This window comes from Rufibacter sp. LB8, assembly GCF_014876185.1.
Classification (GTDB): domain Bacteria; phylum Bacteroidota; class Bacteroidia; order Cytophagales; family Hymenobacteraceae; genus Nibribacter.
This window is the reverse complement of the sequence record NZ_JADALJ010000001.1, coordinates 2666897-2688713: the sequence shown is the minus strand read 5'-3', so window position 1 is coordinate 2688713 and position 21817 is coordinate 2666897. Positions and strand designations below refer to the sequence as shown.

The following is a 21817-nucleotide window of genomic DNA, read 5'->3' as shown; positions in this document are numbered from 1 at the left end:
ATGAGAATGAAGAAGATATTTATAGTAATGGTGGCATGCCTCTCCTTGGTGGGGAGTTGCACAGAGTTTGACGATGATCTGAACATAACGCCAAACTCACCTGCCAATGCCTCAGGCATGCAATTGCTGGCCAACGCCATGCTGTCCTTGCCTGGTTTAAGCTCATCGCCGCAAGGCGAATTCATGGCCCAGTTCCTGGCCGAGACCCAGTACCCAACGGCCTCTTTGTACCCTTCCGGGGGAACCAGCTTCTATGGTCTGTACCAGGGGCCTTTGATGAACATTGAAACCGCCCTTACCTCCAAGGACCTCAACGCCGTGCAAGGCCCGGTGGCCAACCAGTTGGCGGTGGCCAAGATCCTGAAGGCGTATTACTTCTGGCACATCACAGACCGTTGGGGAGATGTACCGTACTCAGAGGCGCTGAAAGGCAATACCGAGTTCACCCCTAAGTATGACACCCAGGAGTCTATCTACAACAGCCTGTTTATATTGCTGAAAGAAGCCAATGACCAGATTGTGCCCGGAGCCGTGACCAATGACATCATTTATGCCGGTGACATGACCAAGTGGAAAAAGCTGGGCAACACCATCAGGTTGTTAATGGCGCTTCGTATTTCTAAGGTGAACCCAAACAAAGGCAACACTGAGTTTAACGCGGCTTTGGCAGATGGCGTAATGACCGCCAACGCCGATAACTTTGTCTTCAAGCACCTGGCAGATGCCAACAACCAGAACTACTGGTTTGGTGAAGTGAGCAGAGGCCGTGAGTGGTGGGCGTTGACCAAGACCCTGGTTGATTACATGAAACCGGTTTCTGACCCAAGATTGCCGGTGTATGGCCAGCCAACCAAATCTACCAGAGAGTATATTGGTCTGCCGTTTGGTACCACGGCGGGCATGCCTAACGTGAGCAACTACTCACTGTTGGGAACGGCCATTTCCGCGCAGAACGCACCGGTGTATTTGGTGACGTATGCGCAGGTGTTGTTCGCCAGAGCAGAAGCCGCCAAATTAGGCTGGATCACCGGTGGTGACGCAGAAGCCAAAACCAATTATGACAACGCCATCCGGAACTCAGTGGCCCAATGGACCGTCACCCCGGCCGGTGTAACGCCTGTGGTGACCGCTGCTGACGCCTTGGCTGCCGCCAACACGTTGCTGGCCCAACCAGGCGTGACCTATGACCCTGCCAGAGCCATGGAGCAGATTGGCACCCAGCGTTGGATCCACCTTTTCATGCACGGGTATGAGGCCTGGGCTGAGTGGAGAAGAACCGGGTACCCCAACAACCTTATTCCTTCCGGCGGAAACAACGTTCCTACCAGACAGATGTACCCCTCTAATGAAGTATTCCTGAACGCGGAAAATTACACCGCTGCTGCCAAAGGTGGTGACACCATGTACGGCAAAGTATGGTGGGATGTAGATTAGCCCATTGCACCATATAACAAAAAAGAGAGGCCGGTACACACCGGCCTCTCTTTTTTGTTTAAGATTTAATGTAAATCAAGGAGCAAAATTCCAGTTAAATGCTACGGTCTTTTCTGCTTTCTGTTTTGGGGCTCATTTCTGGAAATGAGCCCCAAAACAGAAAGCAGGAAATAGCTGAAATGGTTTTTGCTTCTGCAGAAGCGAGGAATACATAAGTTTTACTCCGCCATAAACCGGCTCTAACTCTTATTGCCTACTGCTCCTCAAAAAACGAAACCAGGGAACCGACGTAGCTTTCGTCCCAACCGGCCACCATGTCTTCATAGGCCTCATCTGGGATGTTGGTCTGTTTTACTTCCATAGACGTGCCGTGCTTGTGCGGGTGCAGTTTGATGGTGACAATGGAATCTTCGGGCTCGCCTTCAAAGTACCAGTGCTGCACCAGCTTTTTGTTTTCCTCAAACTCCAGGTTCTTGCCCACAATGTTGTCATCCCAGAGCGAAAACTCAGAGCCGGGCTCCGTGGACATCTGCGCGGCGTCACCGGTCCAGATTTCCAGGGTGATGGGGTTGGTGAGGGCAATATAGACTTCCTCCGGCGTGGCCGGAAGAATGTAATATTTCTTGAATTCTTTCATAGTGGCGGTCTGTTGCGGCGGTAAGTTACCCAATCACGGGCAAAGGTAGAAATGGTTGCGCCAGGCTTGCGTTTTCGGGCTCATTTTCAGAAACGGAGCCGAAAACGGAAAATCTTCCAAAGCTTGGCCTTTTACTTCACTTCGTCAATCTGCCCGTTGGCCTGAATCTTAAAGCGCTTTCTGGTAACGGTGAGTTTTCTGGTGTTGGGCACTTCATTGTACTGCGCATCTACTTGCCAGCGCGTGGTGCTGTCTGTGTGCGTAATAGTGAAGTCTTTGGCGATGGTGAACTGCTCCCGGTGGTCAGAACTAGGTTCTTCGCGGCACGGCAGAAACTTTAAATCCTGTTCATCCAGCTGTCTTCCGTCTGGGGTGAAGGTGCGCAGGCGTGGCAGAATTTCATCTGTGGGGAACAGCACCACCAGCGCCACCACGTTTTTGTTGACAATTACTTTTCTGTACGGCAGTTCATGCGGTTTCAGGAAATGACCTGCCGCCGCCGTGTCTGCGGTAGGCGAGGGCACGAACGCAAAACTGCAGCCCGCCGTGAATGGCAACGCCAAAGGAGCCAATTCTTCGGCAAACGCCTCAAAGGATACCTGCGGAATGTCGGCGGCCTGGGTCACGGTCTCAGCGGTGGGGTTGCGCTCATAGTTAGCGTTGCTCTCATTAGAGCAGGACACCACCGTGCTGGCTGCTAGCCCTATCAAAAAAGTGACGAAATGCTTCATAGCTGCCTTATACGCAAAGCTTCCGTTTTTGGGCTCATTTCTGAAAACGAAGCCGAAAACGGGAAATTGTTGATTGCTAATTGCTGATTGTTTTTTCAGTGAAAATGCTGGCCGGATAAAGATTCTCCCATTGAGGATTGATTAGACGAGAGTTTGAGGCAGCAAACGCTGCTCTATAGTGGAAAATTTAGATCTGATGGTTGGCGTTTCGTAAGTGTAGGGACAGGGCTTGACCTGTCCGTACGCATTCCTGATCCACGCATTTCTGGTACACAAACCCGGTCCACGCATTCCCGAAGGGAAACTCAGTGTTGTTGCAGAGAGAATCAATTGCTTCGGCCAGTGTTCAGGACAGGTCGCGACCTGTCCCTACAGATCAGGAATGCGTGATTTCAAAAGAAACATTCAGGCGTACATCAAAATACAAAAAAAGCCCCAACGTCTGCACGCCGGGGCTTTCTTAAAATCGAATTCAAATCAATTAATCTTCCTGTTCTGGCGTGGCTCTGCGGCCGGCGGGGCGTTTGTTGTTCTGCTCCAGGTCTCGGTTCATCTCAGTGATATCTACGGTTTGGGAGAAATCGCCGAGCAGGTACTTGGAGAAATAGTCGGCGGTTAACCAGAACGAGTACTCCGTCATGTCACCGTAGCCGTGGCGCTGGCCGGGCATGAGCACCAAATCAAAGCGCTTGTTGGCTCTGATCAGGGCATCGGCCATTCTGATGGAGTTGGCCGGGTGCACGTTGTTGTCAATATCGCCGTGGGTCAGCAATAAGCGGCCTTTCAGGTTTTTAGCCAGGTCTGGGTTCTTGTCAATGCTGTACTGGTAGGTGGTATCGCCTTTGGCCGTGATCACTTCTTTCACGCCGTGGTGTTTCTCAGACCACCAGCGGTTATAGATGTTGTTTTCATGGTTACCCGCGCCAGACACGGCTACTTTAAAGAAATCTGGGTAGACCAACATGGCCGCCGTTGACATGAAACCACCACCGGAGTGACCGGTAATGCCCACGCGGTCGGCGTCAATGAATTTGTGGCGGTCTGCCAATTGTTCCACGGTAGCTTTCTTATCTGCCAGGCCGTAGTCACGCAGGTTGCCGTACCCGAAGGTGTGGTACCATTTGCTCCGGGCGGGGTGACCGCCGCGGTTCCCCACGGTCACTACTATAAAGCCCATCTGCGCCAGACGGTCCATGCGGTCCATGCTGCGGCCGAAGGCTTTGTTCACGGCCTCGGTCTGCGGACCTGGGTAGATGTACTGAATGATGGGGTATTTCTTGGTAGAGTCAAAATCGAAGGGCTTGTACATGACACCGTACAGATCGGTGATGCCATCATCAGCTTTTACTTTGAACGGCTCCGGGAATTTGTAGCCCGTGGTCATCAAGCGTGACAAATCGGCTTTCTCCAGGTCCATCACTTTCTTGCCGTTGTTGTCATATAAGGCAGAAACCGGCACGGTATTCACGCGCGAAGCATTGTTCACGAAGAATCTTCGGCTGTCACTCATGCTGCTTTGGTGGTCAAAATCGCCGGGGTTCAACAATTTCAGGCCAGATCCGTCAAAATTCACGCGGTACAAGTGCAGGTAATACGGGTCTTCCTTGGCTTCGCGGCCGTTGGCCGAGAAGTAGAGCACGCGGGCTTTCTCGTCAATGGCCACCAGGTCTTCACAGTGGAAAGCGCCTTTGGTGATCTGGTTTTTGAGTTTGCCGTTGCCGTCATACAGGTAGAAATGGCCCCAGCCGTCACGCTCCGACCAATGAATCAACTCGCTGCCGTTGTTTACCAGGCCCACGCGGGCTACTTCTACATACGTGTTGAAGCGTTCCTCAATGATGGGTTTCACGGTGCCGTTGTTCACATCCAGCACGCAGACGTCAATCTTCTTCAGGTCACGGCTGGTGCGGGTGAAATAGATTTGGTTGGCGGTGCCGTGCCATAAGCTAGGGCGGAATTCATCATCTCTGGAACTTTGCTTGGCGGGCGCGCCCCACACAGAAATTTCCTGGTCTTTGAAGGCGGCGGCGGTGATTTTACGCTGGGTTTTGGCCGGGAAGTTGAACAGCACAAACTCTCTGATAGGCGCTTCCTTTTCGCCGGGCATCTGGTATTTGTAGGTTTCCAGGGCAGGTCTGCCGGCAGCGGTGTTATGAATTACCCACAGGTCTTTCACCTTGCGGGCATCGGTGCGGGTGATCAGAAACGTCTTAGAATCTGGTGACCACAGCACGAAGGCGGGTTTGCGGTTATTCTTGTTTTTCTCTTTCTCTACATTGTTCTCACCGTTGGCATCGCCGCCGTAGCTATAGTTTTCTATGCCGTCTTTGGTAAGCTGGTTTTCTACAATGGTGGAGTCCTTCTCATTTTTGAGGGCTTTCTCATAGTTAACCTTGTCCATCCAATACAGGTTGTAGTTCTTGGCGAACAAGATTACCTGCTGGTCCGGGGAGATAGCGGCCCACCGGGGCTTGGTCTTCGGTTTGTTGTAGTCTGTGAGCTCTATGACTTGGCGGTTGGCCAGATTATACTGGAAGTAGTGGGTTTTCTTCTCCAGTGAGTCGGCGGCTTTTTTGTCCAGGCGGTCTTTCTTCACCACATCCACAGAGCTTTTCACCTCAAACATCACGCTTTTTTCGTCTTCGGTGAACTTGAGGTTTTCAATGGGCAGGTGCTGCGCGTCAAACGGGTCCTTCACAATAAGCGTGATGGCGGCGGCCACCTGGTCCAGGTCAAAAATGGCGCGTTTGCTCTTGGTGGCCGGGTCTACAATGTACCAGTTCTTGCCGTTGGAGGTCTCATACTGGTACCAGAACTGGTCGGTTTTCTTGAGCCAGTGTGGGTCTAGGCTGGTGGTGAAAATGAGCTTCTCCAGTTTTTTAGGCGAGAAGCGGGAAGCCAACTGGTAATTGGCCTTGGCGGGTTGCCCTTGCTGGGCGTGTAGGCCCAAGCTGCTGAGCAGCAGCACGCCCAGGAAATAAAAGGTTTTCATGAAATGCAGGTTGTTTGTGTTTGTTTGGAAAGATGAAGGTACAAAACAACCTCCACAATCTTTTAAAATGCCCACATTTACATGGGCTATTTGTGTTTTTGCCCTCATTTCCCAAAACGAAGCCCGAAAACGGCAAAACAGATTTGTAGCGTCGTGGCACTGACACAATGTGTCCACCTGAAACTTTAACAGCTCTTTCGGCAACAGACCTAAAGCTTGAGCAAAACTGCGAAATCAGTCCTCAGAAAATTGAAACTGAACTGCTCCGTAGAACCACGTCGTGTCAGTGCCACGACGCTACATTCCGTTTTTGCCCTCATTTCCCAAAATGAAGCCAAAAACGGCAAATGCTTATTTCACCCCGCGGGTCATCTCGCGTTTGCCGGGTGGGCCGGGCAGCGCCTCAACCGTGAAACCGGCGGCTTTGAGGCTGCGCTTGAAACTGCCTTTGGCGCAGTAGGTCACCAGCCTGCCGCCGGGAGCCAGGGCATCATAGAGTTTCTGGAAAATGGCGTCTGTCCAGAGGTGGGGTTGTTTCTCTGGCGCGAAGGCGTCAAAGTAAATCAAATCATAGCTTTCCGGCGCGGGCGCGAAGGCCTCTAAATCAATTTCCAGCTTTTGCAGCGTGAAGTTTGGCGTAATGGGCACAGGCTGTTCCCAGGGCGCGGCGTGCAACGGTTGGAAAAAGTCCAGCAGTTCTGGGTTCAGGATGAATTTCTCAAACTCCAATTTGTCCACCACTTCCGCTGAAAGCGGATATTTCTCCAGGGTGTCATACTGCACAGTGGCGCCAGTGGCCAGCGAATGCTGCAAGGTTAGCAACGCGTTAAGGCCAGTGCCAAACCCTACTTCCAGCAGACGTACGGCCGGCAGACGCTCCAGCGTGGCCTGCAACCCCATCTTGATGAACACGTGCTGTGATTCCTGCAACGCCCCGTGCACCGAGTGGTAATGCTCATTCAATTCCGGCACAAAAAGGGTGGAAGACCCATCCTTCGTCTGTCTAACCTCTACATGCATCCTTAAAATTAAGAATTAGGAAGTAAGAAGTAGGAATTTCTGGTAGAGAAAATCCCGTTTTCGGGCTCATTTCTGGAAACGGAGCCAAAAACGGAAGGCCAAATGCGTCTAATCTGGGATTTGTTTTGAGAAATAGCGTCTTGTTTAGGTTTATCTAGTTTGCCCACAAGGTCCTTTCAGGATGACAATTTTGATAGGATGGAAGAGGGAGTAACTTAAGAGCATGTTTAACTCAAAGAACACAATTCTTAATTCCTAATTCTCAATTCCCAATTAATCAATGTAGCCTTCATACTGAATGCTGGCCACGCGGTCTTTGTGCAGGTAGAACCGCAGCCAGGAGTTGCGCTCAAAGTCACAGACTTCCACCACGTTCTTGCGCTCTTTGATGAACAGTTTGTAGGTGCCCAGTTTCTGGAGGAGTTCCTCGCGGGTGGAGCCTACTTTGAGGCCATTGCGGAGGGGCAGGTTGGGGCTCTTGACATCGGCGTAAGACAGCAGGAACCGTTTGGTGTAGGCCGGGTAATACAGCTCCACGGTGCTGGAATCAAAGTTGAGGTGAAAAAGCGTGTCTATGTACCGCGCGTTGTGGAGATTGGTCACGGTGTCTTTCACCAGTTGCAGCGGCGCTTTCACCTGGGCCACGTACTGCTTGAGCGCCGCGTCTGGCACGGGCAAAAACGGGTTGGCAATAAAGTCAGAGGCCTTGGTGATTTCTGGGTGGTCCTGGGCCTGCTGCTCGGCGCGGGCGTAGAACGCGTTCATGACGGCCGTGTTGTTGAAATTGCGTTGGTAAGCGCTTTTAACGGCCACAGGCTTGGGCTTGGCCGGTTTGGCCGCCACACGGGGCGTGTCGGGGTCTGGGTTGCTTTGGCAACCGGCGTACGACCAAACCGGGAACAACATCAAAAGCACAAGCAGCCGCCGCATAACCGGTTCAGAAAAGATAGGTGAAGGAAGTGTCACGTGAATGAACTGTATACGGAAAATCGCTGAAAATGGCCATGCTTTCTGCCCCGGGGACTAGTATTTTAAAGAGACAGCCCGCCTGCGCCTGACCCCCATCTGGCTTCTAGTTTTCCTTGGCAAACGCAGGCTGTAGCCGCGTGCTTAGGTGGTGCAATGTTACAGAAAGAAAACCGGGTTTCTGGGCTGGTTTCCCAAAGGATACAACGGTATTTCCCGGCTCCGTTTTTGGCTTCGTTTCCAGAAATGAGCCCTAAAACAGGAAACCTCTCAAATGCACCGCTGGGTGAATAGTTATTGAAATAAAAAGAGCATCGGCTTTTGAAAACCGATGCTCTTTGAAAATCTACGTCAAGGCTTAGGACTCCCTGAAGCGGCCTTCGGCGGGTGGCCGGCCAGACTTGGCGTCTTCGGTTTCCTCGTGGGGCACTTCGCGAACTTCAATACGCACCGAGTTGTGGTTAGGCCGCACCGGTTGGCCGTAGGTGTCAGCGTATTCCTGGGTGAGTTCGGCGCCGAAAAAGATGATTAATGAGGAATAATACACCCATGAGAGCAGGATGATGATGGAGCCGGCCGCCCCGTAGGAACTTCCCATGTCGCTCTGACCCAGGTACCAGCCAATCAAAAACTTGCCCAGCACAAACAGCAACGCGGTCACAAAAGCACCCACCCACACATCGCGCCAGCGAATAATGGCGTCTGGTAAATATTTATAGATCAGCGCGAACAACAACGTGATAATGCCCAAGGAAACCACCAGGTTGAGGATATGGATGAACACCACCGCAATGCCGGGCAGCAACTTCTGCAGGTAGCCGGTGAGCGCGGCCAGCACGGCGCTCAGCACCAAACTCACCAGCAGCAGAAACGCAATGCTCAGCACCAACCCGAAGGAAAGCAAACGGTCAATAGCCATTTTCAGGATGCCGTTCTTGGCCTTGGCCTCCAGATTCCAGACCTGGTTCAGAGACTCCTGCAGCGTGACGAAAATAGTGGTACTGGCGAAGACCAGCGTGCCAATCCCAATCCAAGTGGCCAGCGGGCTGCTGCCTTCCATGTGTACTTTGGTCAAGGATTCCTGAATCTGCTGAGCCGCCTCTGGGCCTACCATACCGCTGATCTGGGTGTTGAGTTCGCCGGTCACCGCTTCATCCCCGAAGAAATAGCTGGCAGCCTTAACCACAATGAACAGCAGCGGCGGAAGCGAGAAAATGGTGTTGTATGACAGCGCGGCGGCTAACCGCAACGACTTGTTTTTGATGAACTCAGAGGCCGAGTTTTTGATGAGACCCCAAATGCCTTGTTTGGTGTATTTTGCCATAGGCCGAAGATGCAGGTTGTATAGAATATGTTGGATTTTTAATACGGCAGTGCGGCGCTTTGGTTAAACCCGGCAGAAAAAGTACAGAACGCCGTTGCTTCCGGGGCGCAATTTGTATCTTGCCTCTCTCAACCAGGCCTTCGTTATGAAATCTATCTTCCTGCTGTTTTTTGTGGCCGCCACGCTTTTTGGGCAGAGCTGCAAAACCTCTTCCCAAGCTACCACCACCTCGGTGCCCGTAGACCCCAAGGCCACGGCCATTGCCCAGGAAGTACTGGCGGCGCTGGGCGGCAGAAAAGCCTGGGAAGACACCCGCTTCATTGCCTGGACCTTCAACAACCAATACCACATCTGGGACAAGAAAACCAACGACCTGCGCTATGAGCGCGGCGATTCTCTGGTAGTGCTCAGCAACCTCAGCACCCGCCAGGGCCAGGTCTTTCTGCGCGGCACCCAAGTCACCGACACCACCAGGGCCAGCCCGCTGATTAGGCGCATGTACCCCATGTGGGCCAACAACTCGTACTGGCTGCTCATGCCCTACAAGATTCTGGACCCCGGCGTGACCCTGCGCTACAAAGGCGACGGCACCACCCAGGCCGGTGCCCCAGCCGATATGCTGGAAATGACCTTCTCGCAAGTAGGCGTGACCCCAGACAACAAGTACCTACTGGCCGTGGACAAGAAAAGCCGCCTGATCACAGAGTGGAGCTATTTTGCCAAGTACACCGATGAAAAGCCCAACTTCACCCGGCCCTGGACCAATTACCAGAAATATGGCAAACTCCTACTTTCCTCGGGCCGCAGCACAGACCCCAATGACCGTCTCAACATCAAAGACATTCACGCCGCCGCTACCCTGGATCCAGCGCTATTCACCCAGAAAACCGTGGTAGACCGCCAGGCCATCTGGAAATAGGGAACTGCGTTTTCGGGCTCTGTTTTTGAAATGAGGTCCAAAACGCAATTGGCAGAGACACTCGTAGGGCAGAAAAGCCCCACCCCCGCCCCTCCCAATGGAGAGGGGAGTTTTGGATTGCGGGGGACCGATAAGTAGGAAAGCGTGCGAGGGCTTTTGGCGCAGACGCTCGCAGGAGCTTCGCACGCTACGAGGTCTTTGGAGTAAGCGTTTGTCGGTTCCTCCACCGTAGAGACAAGGCGGTGCCTGGTCTCTACAATGTAATCTGCCGCAAGTTTAGCGACAGCGTAACTTGTGGTTAAACACGTTGTAAGTTTACAAACTTACGTGAGTTGATAAACTCACCATGTTGGGTGCCACAAGTTACGCTGTCGCTAAACTTGCGGTAGGGAAAATTATGTTGGTTTCGCCTCCATTTCCAATTTAGAGCCCGAAAACGCATTTAACCCGGTTCCAGAAACGCAGACTGCCCATCAAAGCGAACCTTTTCCAGCCTTTCCATCGAGCGCCTAAGCAGGTTTCGTCGCCGGCAGGCGGGTGGCGAAGGCACCAGGAAGCTGGTACAGCGCGAGAGGGGAAGGCGGGGCCTCGCGGCCGTGAGCGCTCGGAGCCCGACTATGGAAAAAGCCGCCTTGTAGAACTCAGGAGGCAGCGGTAATTTGAAGGGAAGCAAACTGCGTGCACAAAAGCTGTTTGAACTGCAGATTGGGTCGTTGGTGAGAACACCAACAAAGGCCACAATACTTACCAGAAATATTAGAAAGCATCTTCGTTAGATCCTTCGACAGGCTCAGGATGACGGTAAGAAAATAATCCCCTCTATTCCACCACCACCGCCAATTTCCCAGACGCGACAAACAAAGCCCGCACGCCGGTGGGCGTGAGAAAGAGCGTGTCGGCGTCAAAGGTGAAGTGGGAGCCGCGGAGCACTACTTGTTCATGGAGCCGGGTTTGGGAAAGGCCACTCTGGAGCGCCTGACGGGTGGCCGTGAGCTGGTCTTTGACTGAGAACACCATCTGCTGCTGCAGCTGCGCCTTGAACTTGTTGCCCAAAAGCCAGTTGGCGGCGTTCACCAGTTGGTCCTGGGTCTGCACGTCATAGGCTAAATCCCGAACTTTGAGGCTTTGGGTGGGCGCATCATAGTAAGGCGTGCCTTTGAGGTAAATCTTGCCCTGGAATTTCTTGGTGAAGAGACCGGTTTTGGCGTGGCCGCTGGCGTCCAGGGCGAGCAGGAACTGCGATCCGGCACCAGTGAGGGCCACATCATGAATGGTGAGTTGCTGCTTGCCGTCTTCAAACGTGAAGGTCTTCTGGTTGAGCTCTTGCTGCAGCATGGCGGTTAGATAGGCAAAGGAGACATCACTGTTAATCTGAATTTGGGCCTCCTGTGGCAAGGTGCGGGTGGGCGAGAACGCAGGCAAGGGAAGGGGCGGCGTGGCCGTTGGTTTCTGCCCCGTGACCACCGAGAGCAGCGCGTCTATGCCCACCTGCAGGCTGAGTTGGTTGTTCTGCAGTTCCAGGGGCGTGAGCCGTACGCCTTGCGGCACCAAGGTAAGCCAGGTCTTATACCCTTCATGCAACAGATACGGTTGCTGCAGTTGGCGCCAGGCGTCTGTGAGGTAGGTCTGCAAGTTTACTTTTTGCTGCAGTTCCTTGTCCAGGCGCTGGAGCATGGGGTTCAGTTGGGCTTTGAGTTCGGGTTCTATGAAGGGGGCGAGGTTAATCTTTAGCGGACCCAGAGAAAGGCTGGGTTTCTGCGCGCCCCAGACAAAGTCGCCGGTGGTGGTGCTTTTGAGTTGGTAATTGGGCAAAACCTGCAGGCGGCTTTCGGTGCGCACTACCAGGTCAAATTCGGTTTCCTCTGTTTTCTGGAGGCTTTTGCAGAGTTCGCAGGCGTTCCATTGCCAGCGGCCCTTGGCCCAGACCTTCAGCGGAATCTCAATGATGAGCTTGCTGAACTCGGCCTTAAGTTTAATGGCGCCCGTTTTGGTCACTTTTACGGCCAGGTCATCATCTGTGAGGTCATTGTCTTGGTAGAGCACCCCGGTGAGTTGCTGGTTGAGCGCCTGTTCTAAGACAGACGTGGGCACCGAGATGGGCAAGGTAATGGTAGACAGCCGCGGAGCGGGCAGCGGCGTTTGGGCCACTTGGGCCGCGGGCACTGTTGAGGCCAGGTTGGTAGAAGATTGACAAGACAGAAAAAGCAGGCCTTGCAACAAGAGAGCCGGCCACACCACCCAAAAGCGCCTAAAATCCTTCATGCCCTCAAGATACTGATTACCGGTGACGCAACGTAGGGAATCAGCAAAAAGCGTAAGGCGAATACCTTATTCACAGCACGTAGACAGCGTTTCTACCAAGGCTTCTACTTCTTTTTCGCTGGAGAACAGGCCGCAGTCTTTTAAGGTGCCGTTGCAATAGGTGGCGAAGAACGGGGTGCCCGACAGTTTCACTTCCTTGCTGGAGACAGGATTCTCTGAGGCGTCCATGCGCAGGAACGTGATGTGCTGGTACCGGCTGTCATCGGCTAGGCGTTCAATGGAGGGCGCCAGTTCCTGGCAGACAGAGCAGTTTTCATCTATGAACTTTACCAACACCCGCTCCTTGTCAAAGATAATGGAGCGTAACTCAGCGTCAGAAGAGGTTTGAATGGCCATAAGGGAATAAGTTGTTCCAGCCTTATAAGTAACGTGCCTCAGAGACAGAAGTTAAATAAAAATTCCCTTTCCGGCCGGTGCAAGACTAGCCAGAAAGGGAAGAAGGGGCTTGAAAACGGGTTCTTAGAAGGCGTACCCTACGCGTATGCCACCCAGGAAATTAAACCCGGCACCAAAGGATTTATAGCCCTCTGAGGTATTGGATTGGTTGCCGACCTTAACGGTCACGTCATCATACTCAGTGCTGGAAAAACCAAACCCGAACTCCACGCCCAGGAAAAGGCGGCGGGCTACGTAAAAATCGGCACCGGCCAGTACGTTCAGGCCATAGCTGGAATAAGCACGCGCCGAAGCTTGTCCGCCGCCACTGGCCCAGCCGTCAGTCACTTCAAAATTAGGGCCTTTCTCGTCATAAGAAGCGCCATCAAAAAATACTTCGGCCCCAAAATAAGGCGAAAGGCGCTCTGTGCCGGCCAAATGCTTCTCAATACCCAAGCCTATGGAGTAGCTGGAAGAGTTACGCTCCACATCATTGGCAAGCTCCTGGTTGTTGACGCCCAGACCTAAACCCAAGCGCAACGCAGACGTGGGGCTCAGAAAATAACGGCCTTTGAACTGGGGGAAACTGATGGTGTTGTTATTGCTGCTGCTTAAGTTCAACTGAACCTCAGCAGTGATGTCGCCGCCCTGGGGCTTAAGGCCGCTGCCATCTTGGGAGAAAGCGGGGAACGCCAACGCGAATGCCAACGCAACAACAGATAATGATTTTTTTAACATAAAAGGGAAGCTATAAGGTTAGAACTGCAATGCTAATGGCTAATATCTAATCCTTATATATAGTATTTTACATTTCTTTTTCTATACGCCACGCTTTTTGGTGCACCGGTGCCTGCGCCAACGCCTGGGCCAATTCCTGGTCTGAGCTGAACTGCAATTGCCGCAGGTGGCGTGCCTCAACGGTCAGTAAAAAGCTGTCTTGTAAAAAAGGCCAGGGCGTGACCACCACCTCACCGGTGGGCCGCTGGTAGACTTCATACCGCAGTTTGTCTGGCCCCTTGCTGATCTCCAGGGCGCGGGCCATCTCGGGCAATTCATTGCGGCAGAGAATAAGGGAGAAGCGGTCACACCACTGCATAAAATCATAGGCGTACTGCGCTTCTTTCTTGGTGAGGTTCAGTTGCCGCCGCCACTGGGTTTGGTGGGCTAGTTGTTCATCCAGGAAAGTATCCCAGGTTTTCTTCTGGCCACGCAGTTCCTCGTAGAGAAACGACAGGTGCATGCTGGTGAGCAGGCTTCGCCAGCGGCTTTGGTACCGGGCCTCTTTCATGACTTGCTGCGCCTGCTCCAGACTAAATGGCAACTGCGTGAAATTGGTGGGCGCGCCGGCAGACGTGAGGGCGTATTTGCCGGTCCAGTCTTTCTGCCCGTCATCATGCTGCGCGATGGCGGCCAGGGTCTGCGCCACGTGCAGCGGTTGCTTGTCTGGGTGCCAGGCAAACCCAATCTCGGCGGCCTGCAGGGCGTGCGCCTGTTGGTAGATAATTTCCCAGCCAATGGTATGCGGGTTCACAATCATTTGAAAAGTGTTCTGAGTCCTGAGTCAGGTTTGCGTTTTGGGGCTCGTTTTCAGAAATGAGGCCGAAAACAGCTTTTTATGTCGGCTGTAAAAGCGAAGTCCTGCAACCGCATTTGCTTACGTACCAACGCTGTAGACGGACAAAAAAAAAGGCCTCACAGGTTTTGAAAACCTGTGAGGCCTCTCAAGTTACTTTCCGTTTTCGGGCTCATTTCCAGAAACGAAGCCAAAAACGGAAATCCTATTTTAAAACTCAGGACTCAGCACTCAAGACTCAGAACTCTCTTCTAATTGTGTGTGCGTTTCAGGTTCAGGAGCATGTCATCGGTCATGGAATCCAGGGTATAAGACGGGTTCCAGCCCCAGTCCTGGCGGGCTACCTGGTCATCAATGGTTTGGGGCCATGAATCAGCGATTTGCTGGCGGCCGTCTGGCTCATAGGTGATGGTGAACGTGGGGAAGTGGCGCTGAATGCTGGCTGTGATTTCCTGCGGCGTGAAACTCATGGCCGCCAGGTTATACGAGGACCTGATTTTCACCTGTTCGGCGGGCGCGTGCATTAGGTCAAGGGTGGCTTTGAGGGCGTCTGGCATGTACATCATGGGCAGACGCGTGTCAGCGGTCAAGAAGCATTTGTAGGTGCCTTTGGCCAGGGCCTGGTGGTAAATGTCAACGGCGTAGTCGGTGGTGCCGCCGCCGGGCAGGGCTTTGTAGCCAATGAGGCCGGGGTAGCGCAAGCTTCGCACGTCCAGCCCGTATTTCTCAAAATAGTAATTGCACCAGCCTTCGCCGGCCAGCTTGGAGATGCCGTAAACCGTGTTGGGGTCCATGATGGTGTGCTGCGGCGTGTGGAGGCGCGGCGTGTTGGGCCCGAAGACGGCAATGGAAGACGGCCAGTACACTTTCTGCACTTTCTGCTCCAGCGCAAAATCCAACACGTTAAACAGGCCGTCCATGTTCAGGTGCCAGGCAAACTTGGGGTTTTTCTCACCCGTAGCCGACAGAATGGCCGCCAAATGGTAAATCTGGGTGAACTGGTATTTCTTGGCCAAATCTGCCAGGTGCTGTGGCGCGAGCACGTCAATCACCTCAAAGGGACCGGATTCGCGCAGCTCAGCCTGCTTGGGGAATTGAATGTCGGCGGCTACCACGTTGGCTGCGCCGTACATGGCCCGGAGTTCCATGGTCAGTTCAGAACCTAGCTGCCCGCAGGCGCCAATCACCAGAATAGTGTCTTTTTTAAGTGTCATGCCCGTGCTGGAAATAGAAAAACAAATGTACGTTTTTAGTTGACCCCAAAAAATGCGGGAGAGGTGCGCCGGTTTTGTATCTTTGGTGGTGCCCCTTCGCCCGTAAGCCATCTCTTGGGAAAGTCTATACGCCCAAACCCACGGTCACAGTTTTTGCCTGGGAGAAATTTGGGTGAAACAACCTCGGCGTAGCCGAAAATAGGAGAGTTGTTATGCGGGATTACTGTTTTCGGGCTCATTTCTGGAAACGGGGCCAAAAACGGAATGGCAGAAACGGAAAGTGGCTATGTTTAAGCTTTTTATCGTAAAGCCGAAGTAAGATTTTAAGGGCAAGGCATTATTACTTATACACTAATACCCACAAGATCTTTCCAAGATGACAAAAAGGGAGAAGTGATTTTTAGAACCAAAATCAACATCGAAATAAAACTAAACACCTACATAACCATTAAACTATGTACGCAACCTTACAACCAGATCTGGAGCAGCAGCTAGCCGAGATCAAAGCCAACGGCTTATATAAACAGGAACGCATCATCACCACACCGCAGCACGCCGAGATCAAGACGCAGCAGACCGGCGAGGTGCTGAATTTCTGCGCCAACAACTATTTGGGTTTGTCATCGCACCCGGCTGTGATTGAAGCGGCCAAAAAAACCATTGACAGCCATGGCTACGGCATGAGTTCGGTGCGGTTTATCTGCGGCACGCAAGACATTCACAAAGAGCTGGAGAAGAAACTGGCCGAATTCCTGGGCACCGAGGACACCATTCTCTACGCGGCCGCCTTTGACGCCAACGGCGGGGTGTTTGAACCCTTGTTCGATGAAAAATCTGCGATTATTTCAGATGCGTTGAACCACGCCTCCATTATTGACGGCGTGCGTTTGTGCAAGGCGCAGCGCTACCGCTATGAGCACAACAACATGGCAGACCTGGAAGCCAAACTGCAGGAAGCCCAGGGCGCCAAGCACCGCATCATTGTCACAGACGGCTCTTTCTCCATGGACGGCACCATTGCCCAGCTAGACAAAATCTGCGACTTAGCGGACAAATACCAGGCCCTGGTGATGGTAGATGAGTGCCATTCCAGCGGGTTTATTGGCAAGACCGGCCGCGGCACGCATGAGCACCACAATGTAATGGGCCGCGTGGACATCATCACCGGTACCTTGGGCAAAGCGTTGGGCGGCGCCATGGGAGGGTTCACCTCGGGCAGGAAAGAAATTATTGACATGCTGCGTCAGCGCTCACGGCCGTATCTGTTCTCTAACTCGCTGGCGCCGTCAATTGTGGGTGCGTCTCTGGCGGTGCTGGAACTGCTGAGCGCCACCACAGAACTGCGTGACCGTCTGGAGTGGAACACCAAGTACTTCAGGGAGAAAATGACTGCCGCCGGTTTTGACATTAAGCCCGGCGTTCACCCCATTGTGCCCGTGATGCTGTATGAAGCGGCCCTGGCGCAGGAATTTGCGGTCAAAATGCTGGAGAAAGGGATTTACGTAATTGGGTTCTACTACCCGGTGGTGGCCAAGGGCGCGGCCCGAATACGCGTGCAATTGTCTGCTGACCATACGCAGGATCACATTGACCGCGCCATTGCTGCATTTATTGAAGTGGGCCGTGAGTTGGGCGTCTTGAAAAGCTAAGGCTGGTTTAGGCTCCATTTCACGTTTAGAGGCCAAAAACGCCCCGTCAGGAAATCTGGCGGGGCGTTTTTTGGTTGGTTCGCTGGTTGGCGGTTCTGGCTGGCAGATAGGGTTAGGGTGGCTTGGCAGGAATGCATCTCTACACACATCCTTGAAGACAAATCTATAAATAAATTTTTTAAGTAATATACATTTAGTTGCATAACTAATAAATTAGTTATGCGTTTAGGCGGAAAGTAATTTGAAGTGGTGCCAGAAATAACAAGCACCCAAGTTCTTCTATTTTCCTGGGAGAATTGTGCCCTTTGCCAGCTCCCAATTCCACCTGTTTTTCAACCTTACCCTATACTTGTATGAACATTCAAAAAGGAATGAACCAGTGGTTGCCCGTGGCGCTGCTGGTGTTTGCGTTCGCAACGCTGAGTTGGATTCAGAAAGGAGATGTCCATGTGCTGGTCAACGGCAAACCCATGAACACCAACGGCCACCATTCCATAGAGGAGCTGCAAGGCGGCGTAGCGGTTACCATACCGGGTGGTTTTGAAATAGTAGACGTGTACCAGGTGCGGGGCAACCGGCCGGTGAAGTCTGCCAAAATGTTGAGCGCGCAGGAACTCAAAGACTTCCAGTTCAAAGACTGGGCGTTTGGGAAGAGCGCACCGGAGGCCAGTACAGGGGCTGCCGCGCCTAAGGGAGACGTGCGCCCCGGCGACCGTTTTCTGTACCGCATACAAAAAGGAAACGGCCAGGAAAGTAGCTTCTCTCTGCACGTAGAGTAGTCATTCACAGTCCTTAACCTAGCCTCAAGTTTGAGGTAGCTACACATAATTACCTTACCTGCAAGAAATTAGCAGGTAAGGCTTTCGTATTTAAACCTGTCATAGTTTGGGTTCCTTAGTTTATTCTATATTTTTGTAGCAGATCTCGGTTTGACAGCCCGGGTATGTTCTTTGTAAGATAGGGAAGACCGCCACAGGCTAGAAAATAAGTCTGTAGTACGCCCATGGCCCTCGTGACAAAGGGTGCCGTGGGCATTTGACAAGTATTCGGCAAAAAGATTCAGGTACCGGACAAGCTGTAGCAGGCACGTGTGACCGATAGAAACAGTGTATCCCCCGCCATTATTTTAACTCATCATACGTAAGGCCCTTCCAGATTACCGATTCCCTCTCTTGGTATTACTCCCTATTGCATAAAGGCACAGACAGACACAAAAAACAATAGCAACAACCAAGCCCATGCAAGAAAAATTAGTGAGGATTGGCGTCTTCTATGACGGCAATTATTTCTTACAGGTCAGCAACTATTATGCGTACGGGCATCAGCGTAAGCGCAGAATCAGTATCTCTGGCCTGCATGAGTTCATCAGAGACCAGGTAGCGGAAGAAGAAGGAGTAGACCCGCGCCTCTGCAAGATTGTAGACGCGCATTATTTCAGAGGGCGCCTCAACGCCTATGACGCCAGCCAGCGCGGCGACACCCTGTACTGGGACCGCGTGTTTGATGACATTCTCATGTCTGAAGGCGTGACCACCCACTACCTGCCCGTGCGCACCACGCCAGACGGCTACAAACAAGAGCGCGGCATTGACGTGTGGCTGGCCCTGGAAGCCTTTGAGCAGGCCTTCTACAAACGTTTTGACGTGCTGGTGCTCATCTCCTCAGACGGTGACTACGTGCCTTTGGTGCGCAAGGTGAACACTTTGGGCACCCGCGTGATGGCCATGACCTGGGAGTTTGAATACACCACAGACAATGGGCAGCGCATGACCACGCGCCCCTCACAAGACCTATTGGCCGAGGTGACCTACCCGCTGGCCATGCACAGCATGATTGACAACCGCATTGCCCGCCAAGATGCCGGCATTCAGCGCCTGTTTGTGCAGCCAGACCAGAAAAGGAACCTAGCCCCACAGCCTGACGTGGCCACCGGAAATGAAGACGAGGACGATCAAAGCTCCATGATTCCCGGTGAGTTGGGCGAAGGCGAGATCATGAGCCTGAAAAACGGTTACGGGTTCATTAAATTTCCGCCCAATAACCTGTTCTTCCATTTCACCAACGTACTGGACACAGATTTCAATGAACTGCGCGTAGGCGACAAAGTGGAGTTTGAGATTGACAAAGACGATGAAGGCAATGACATCGCCAAAGCTGTTCGGTTGGTGTAAGTAAGCCTGATTAAAGTAGTTTAAAACAGAAAGGGAGCAGATCATCTGCTCCCTTTCTGTTTTAAACTACTTCTGGTGTGCCGGTTGATCAACTTCTTGACTGGTCAGGCATCTGTTTTTGTGCTGCCGTTTCCTGTTTTCGGCCTCGTTTCCGGAAATGAGCCCCAAAACAGGTTTGGTTCTGGTACTTCTCTGGGCTTAATTTTTGATGAACCGGGGGTTACTTGCTAATATCAAGTTTTATGGTGGCGCTTATGCCAACTTTTGGGGTAGAGTCTCGGTAAGCTGGTTCACTGAGCTGGTAATTGTAGTAGGGCATTAACTGGCCCACCCATTTGCCAAACGTGTACTGCAGCCCTACCCCATACAAAACGTTGTTGAACGTATTTGGCGCGGGCTTTTTGTTAAAGCGGTTGAACTCCTGCTTGCCTTGGAATGAGCTCTTGAAATCTACCCGCTGTTGCACAGAGATATCTAAGTTGGTGCCGCCCATGACCATGAAAGACAAGTTGCCGTTGGTGGGAAAATAATACTGCAGACTCAAAGGCAGGCGCACGAGTTGAGTGGTTAGCTGAATTCCCTCAATCCGGTCATTTCTGGGAATTCGGTCACGGTACTCATCTTCAAAGCGCCGGCCTTTTTTTCTGTTGAATTCTTTGGGGTCTCCCAGGCTCTCAATAAAAGGGGCAGAGAATTGCAGACCTGCCCCCACACTTAATCTTTCCCCCAGGTACAGTTCTGCCGTGGGCCCAAAGGCAAGCCGTTGAAACCCGACGGCATCTGCCGCTATCCCAAACCGGGCGTGTAATGCCGGAAATGTAAAGGAAGAACCCGAAGGCTTGTCTGTCATGGCGGCCGCTGCCGTAGCCACAGTGTCTGCCCGGTTTACGTGCCGGGTGGTGTCTGGGGAAAGCGGCAGATTTGCTTTGTTGTCTGGGCGGGAAATGGTTGACAAGGCAGTGCTTTCACTTTGGCCTGTAGTAGCGGTGTCCTGGATCTGTCTTTCTGCGCTTGCCCTTGAAGAACCAGAACTGCCTGTGGTGGTGACGACCGTCATGTTATTTATGTTTTTTGCCGAAGCCTGTGAGCCTGGAGAAATGGTTGGCCCCGTGCCCTCAGAAACCTTACCAGTTTGGCGCATGATAGCAGTTGAGATATGACCATCTTGGGCGGTACTGCTTTCTGTTTTGTGGCGGTCTTTTACAAAAACAGGCCTGTCAACATAAATCTTCTGCACCAGGTAAACTGTGTCTGTTTTTGAAAATGCCTCAGCCCGCGCTAGCGGTTGGTTGGGTAAGGTGGGGTCTATCTTAAAAGAAGGGGCAGTAGGTTGGTTAGCTAAAACTGGTTGAGTACCGGAGTTTTGTTCTGCCGCAGTGGTTTGCAGCGTGGCCAGATTTTGTTTCAATAAATCATTTTCAGAACGCTCCTGTAGATAAAAATAAGTGGTGGCCACCAGGGCCGCAGTGGTTATTCCGGCATAGGCATAACCGCCGTATTTTTTCAGAAAAAGCAGGTACCAGGGCATAGGCAAGAGGTGCTTGAATTTCTGCCATGCCTCTTCCCGGAAAGGCGGCCGCACAGACTCCAGTTTCTTCTTTATCTTATGGTCAAAGTGCTCTTGAGACATACTTCCTTATTTCATGTAGGCCGGGTGGCTTGTGCTTACCCACGCCTGTAATTTAGTGCGGGCTTTGGCCAGGTTAGACCTGGAGGTGCCCTCGTTGATGCCCAGCAGCTCAGCAATTTCTGCATGGGTATATCCATCTACTACAAACAAGGAGAAGACAGCCCTGTAAGCCGGGGGTAGTTTCTGGACCAAGGTGAGGATCTCCTCAGCGGCCATGTTCTCCAGCAGGTTATCTTCATACTCGGGTTCTGGGGCATCTTCCAACGTGATTCTGGTGCCCTGCAGTTGGTTTCTTCTATAGTAGTCAATGCTGGTCCTGATCACCACCGTCCTGAACCAGGCCTCAAAGGCCCGTGTAGGGTCATAGAGGGGAAGTTTCTCCAAAACTTTCAGGAATCCGTCATTCACCATCTCCTCTGCCTGCTCTTGGCTGGCCGCGTACCGAAGGCAAATACTTTTGGCAAAAGAAAAATAATGCTCATAGAGTGCCCGCTGGGCGGTTTGTTTGCCTTTGAGGCAACCGTTCAGTGTGTCAGTTAAATCAAAAGCCTTGCTGTTTTTCCTGAAAAACACGCGGGTTACACAAAGTGAGAAATCAGACGGAAGTAAGGATCAAGGTACCAATTAGCAACCAGAATTTCTTGGTGACAGCGCTGCTTTTCCTGTAGTAGCCTTGCCGGTAGAGGTTGGAATTTTTCAGTTGCCCCGTTACCATAGAGTACGAGGTGTTCCCCTGGATTCGCTGCCTGAGAATTTTTTTTATTTCTAAGGCAACGGTGGCTTTCTGAGCGTGCGTAATGTTAGATAAAGCCCCTAACTTCCGGAGATACCTGCAGATGCTCCATAAACCGATGCCGAGG

The 21817-nt window shown here is 52.3% G+C and carries 18 protein-coding genes; 5 read left to right on the top strand and 13 right to left on the bottom strand.

Features of this window, described 5'->3' with window-relative positions:
- Window positions 1–6 precede the first annotated feature (6 nt).
- Complete coding sequence (locus tag IMY23_RS11315) at window positions 7–1434, top strand: SusD/RagB family nutrient-binding outer membrane lipoprotein (RefSeq protein ID WP_192822188.1); 1428 nt, start codon at window positions 7–9, stop codon at window positions 1432–1434.
- Between the two features lie 253 nt (window positions 1435–1687).
- On the opposite strand, the gene IMY23_RS11310 is transcribed toward IMY23_RS11315, so the two are convergent.
- The 6 genes from IMY23_RS11310 to IMY23_RS11285 all read right to left on the bottom strand — a co-directional run bounded on the left by IMY23_RS11310 (window position 1688) and on the right by IMY23_RS11285 (window position 9104).
- Window positions 1688–2071 carry an SRPBCC domain-containing protein gene (locus IMY23_RS11310; RefSeq protein WP_192822187.1) on the bottom strand — a complete coding sequence of 128 codons (384 nt, stop codon included), beginning with the start codon at window positions 2069–2071 and terminating at the stop codon, window positions 1688–1690.
- 131 nt (window positions 2072–2202) lie between these two features.
- Entirely contained in the window at window positions 2203–2802 is a 600-nt protein-coding gene (locus tag IMY23_RS11305) for a hypothetical protein (protein ID WP_192822186.1), read from the bottom strand.
- A 481-nt stretch (window positions 2803–3283) separates the two neighbouring features.
- The gene (locus tag IMY23_RS11300) at window positions 3284–5794 is read right to left on the bottom strand and encodes a DPP IV N-terminal domain-containing protein (RefSeq protein WP_192822185.1); all 2511 of its coding nucleotides are present in this window, start codon (window positions 5792–5794) and stop codon (window positions 3284–3286) included.
- A gap of 351 nt (window positions 5795–6145) precedes the next feature.
- A complete protein-coding gene (mnmD, locus tag IMY23_RS11295; protein ID WP_192822184.1) occupies window positions 6146–6814 on the bottom strand; it encodes a tRNA (5-methylaminomethyl-2-thiouridine)(34)-methyltransferase MnmD in 669 nt (222 codons plus the stop codon).
- Between the two features lie 273 nt (window positions 6815–7087).
- Window positions 7088–7744 (bottom strand): hypothetical protein, encoded by a 657-nt coding sequence (locus tag IMY23_RS11290; RefSeq protein WP_192822183.1) that lies wholly within the window; start codon window positions 7742–7744, stop codon window positions 7088–7090.
- A gap of 394 nt (window positions 7745–8138) precedes the next feature.
- On the bottom strand, window positions 8139–9104 hold the full coding sequence (locus IMY23_RS11285; protein ID WP_192822182.1) for a YihY/virulence factor BrkB family protein: 966 nt from the start codon (window positions 9102–9104) through the stop codon (window positions 8139–8141).
- A gap of 145 nt (window positions 9105–9249) precedes the next feature.
- On the opposite strand from IMY23_RS11285, the gene IMY23_RS11280 reads away from it, so the two are divergent.
- The gene (locus tag IMY23_RS11280) at window positions 9250–10023 is read left to right on the top strand and encodes a hypothetical protein (protein WP_192822181.1); all 774 of its coding nucleotides are present in this window, start codon (window positions 9250–9252) and stop codon (window positions 10021–10023) included.
- A gap of 819 nt (window positions 10024–10842) precedes the next feature.
- Here the strand turns inward: IMY23_RS11280 and IMY23_RS11275 are convergent.
- The 5 genes from IMY23_RS11275 to IMY23_RS11255 all read right to left on the bottom strand — a co-directional run bounded on the left by IMY23_RS11275 (window position 10843) and on the right by IMY23_RS11255 (window position 15507).
- Complete coding sequence (locus IMY23_RS11275) at window positions 10843–12285, bottom strand: DUF4403 family protein (protein ID WP_192822180.1); 1443 nt, start codon at window positions 12283–12285, stop codon at window positions 10843–10845.
- 66 nt (window positions 12286–12351) lie between these two features.
- Window positions 12352–12681, bottom strand: coding sequence for a thioredoxin family protein (locus IMY23_RS11270; RefSeq protein ID WP_192822179.1), 330 nt, complete (start codon window positions 12679–12681; stop codon window positions 12352–12354).
- 123 nt (window positions 12682–12804) lie between these two features.
- Window positions 12805–13458, bottom strand: coding sequence for a hypothetical protein (locus IMY23_RS11265; protein WP_192822178.1), 654 nt, complete (start codon window positions 13456–13458; stop codon window positions 12805–12807).
- Between the two features lie 67 nt (window positions 13459–13525).
- The gene (locus IMY23_RS11260; RefSeq protein WP_192822177.1) at window positions 13526–14257 is read right to left on the bottom strand and encodes a DUF3891 family protein; all 732 of its coding nucleotides are present in this window, start codon (window positions 14255–14257) and stop codon (window positions 13526–13528) included.
- A 287-nt stretch (window positions 14258–14544) separates the two neighbouring features.
- Window positions 14545–15507 (bottom strand): NAD-dependent epimerase/dehydratase family protein, encoded by a 963-nt coding sequence (locus IMY23_RS11255; RefSeq protein ID WP_192822176.1) that lies wholly within the window; start codon window positions 15505–15507, stop codon window positions 14545–14547.
- Between the two features lie 455 nt (window positions 15508–15962).
- On the opposite strand from IMY23_RS11255, the gene kbl reads away from it, so the two are divergent.
- From kbl to IMY23_RS11240, 3 genes are all read left to right on the top strand, one after another.
- Window positions 15963–17156 (top strand): glycine C-acetyltransferase, encoded by a 1194-nt coding sequence (gene kbl / locus IMY23_RS11250; protein WP_192822175.1) that lies wholly within the window; start codon window positions 15963–15965, stop codon window positions 17154–17156.
- A 353-nt stretch (window positions 17157–17509) separates the two neighbouring features.
- Entirely contained in the window at window positions 17510–17935 is a 426-nt protein-coding gene (locus tag IMY23_RS11245) for a hypothetical protein (protein ID WP_192822174.1), read from the top strand.
- A gap of 459 nt (window positions 17936–18394) precedes the next feature.
- A complete protein-coding gene (locus IMY23_RS11240) occupies window positions 18395–19327 on the top strand; it encodes an NYN domain-containing protein (RefSeq protein WP_192822173.1) in 933 nt (310 codons plus the stop codon).
- A 220-nt stretch (window positions 19328–19547) separates the two neighbouring features.
- Here IMY23_RS11240 and IMY23_RS11235 read toward each other — a convergent pair whose 3' ends face one another.
- Both IMY23_RS11235 and IMY23_RS11230 read right to left on the bottom strand, forming a co-directional pair.
- Window positions 19548–20957, bottom strand: coding sequence for a hypothetical protein (locus IMY23_RS11235; protein ID WP_192822172.1), 1410 nt, complete (start codon window positions 20955–20957; stop codon window positions 19548–19550).
- A gap of 6 nt (window positions 20958–20963) precedes the next feature.
- Window positions 20964–21530 (bottom strand): sigma-70 family RNA polymerase sigma factor, encoded by a 567-nt coding sequence (locus IMY23_RS11230; RefSeq protein WP_192822171.1) that lies wholly within the window; start codon window positions 21528–21530, stop codon window positions 20964–20966.
- Window positions 21531–21817: the final 287 nt, after the last annotated feature.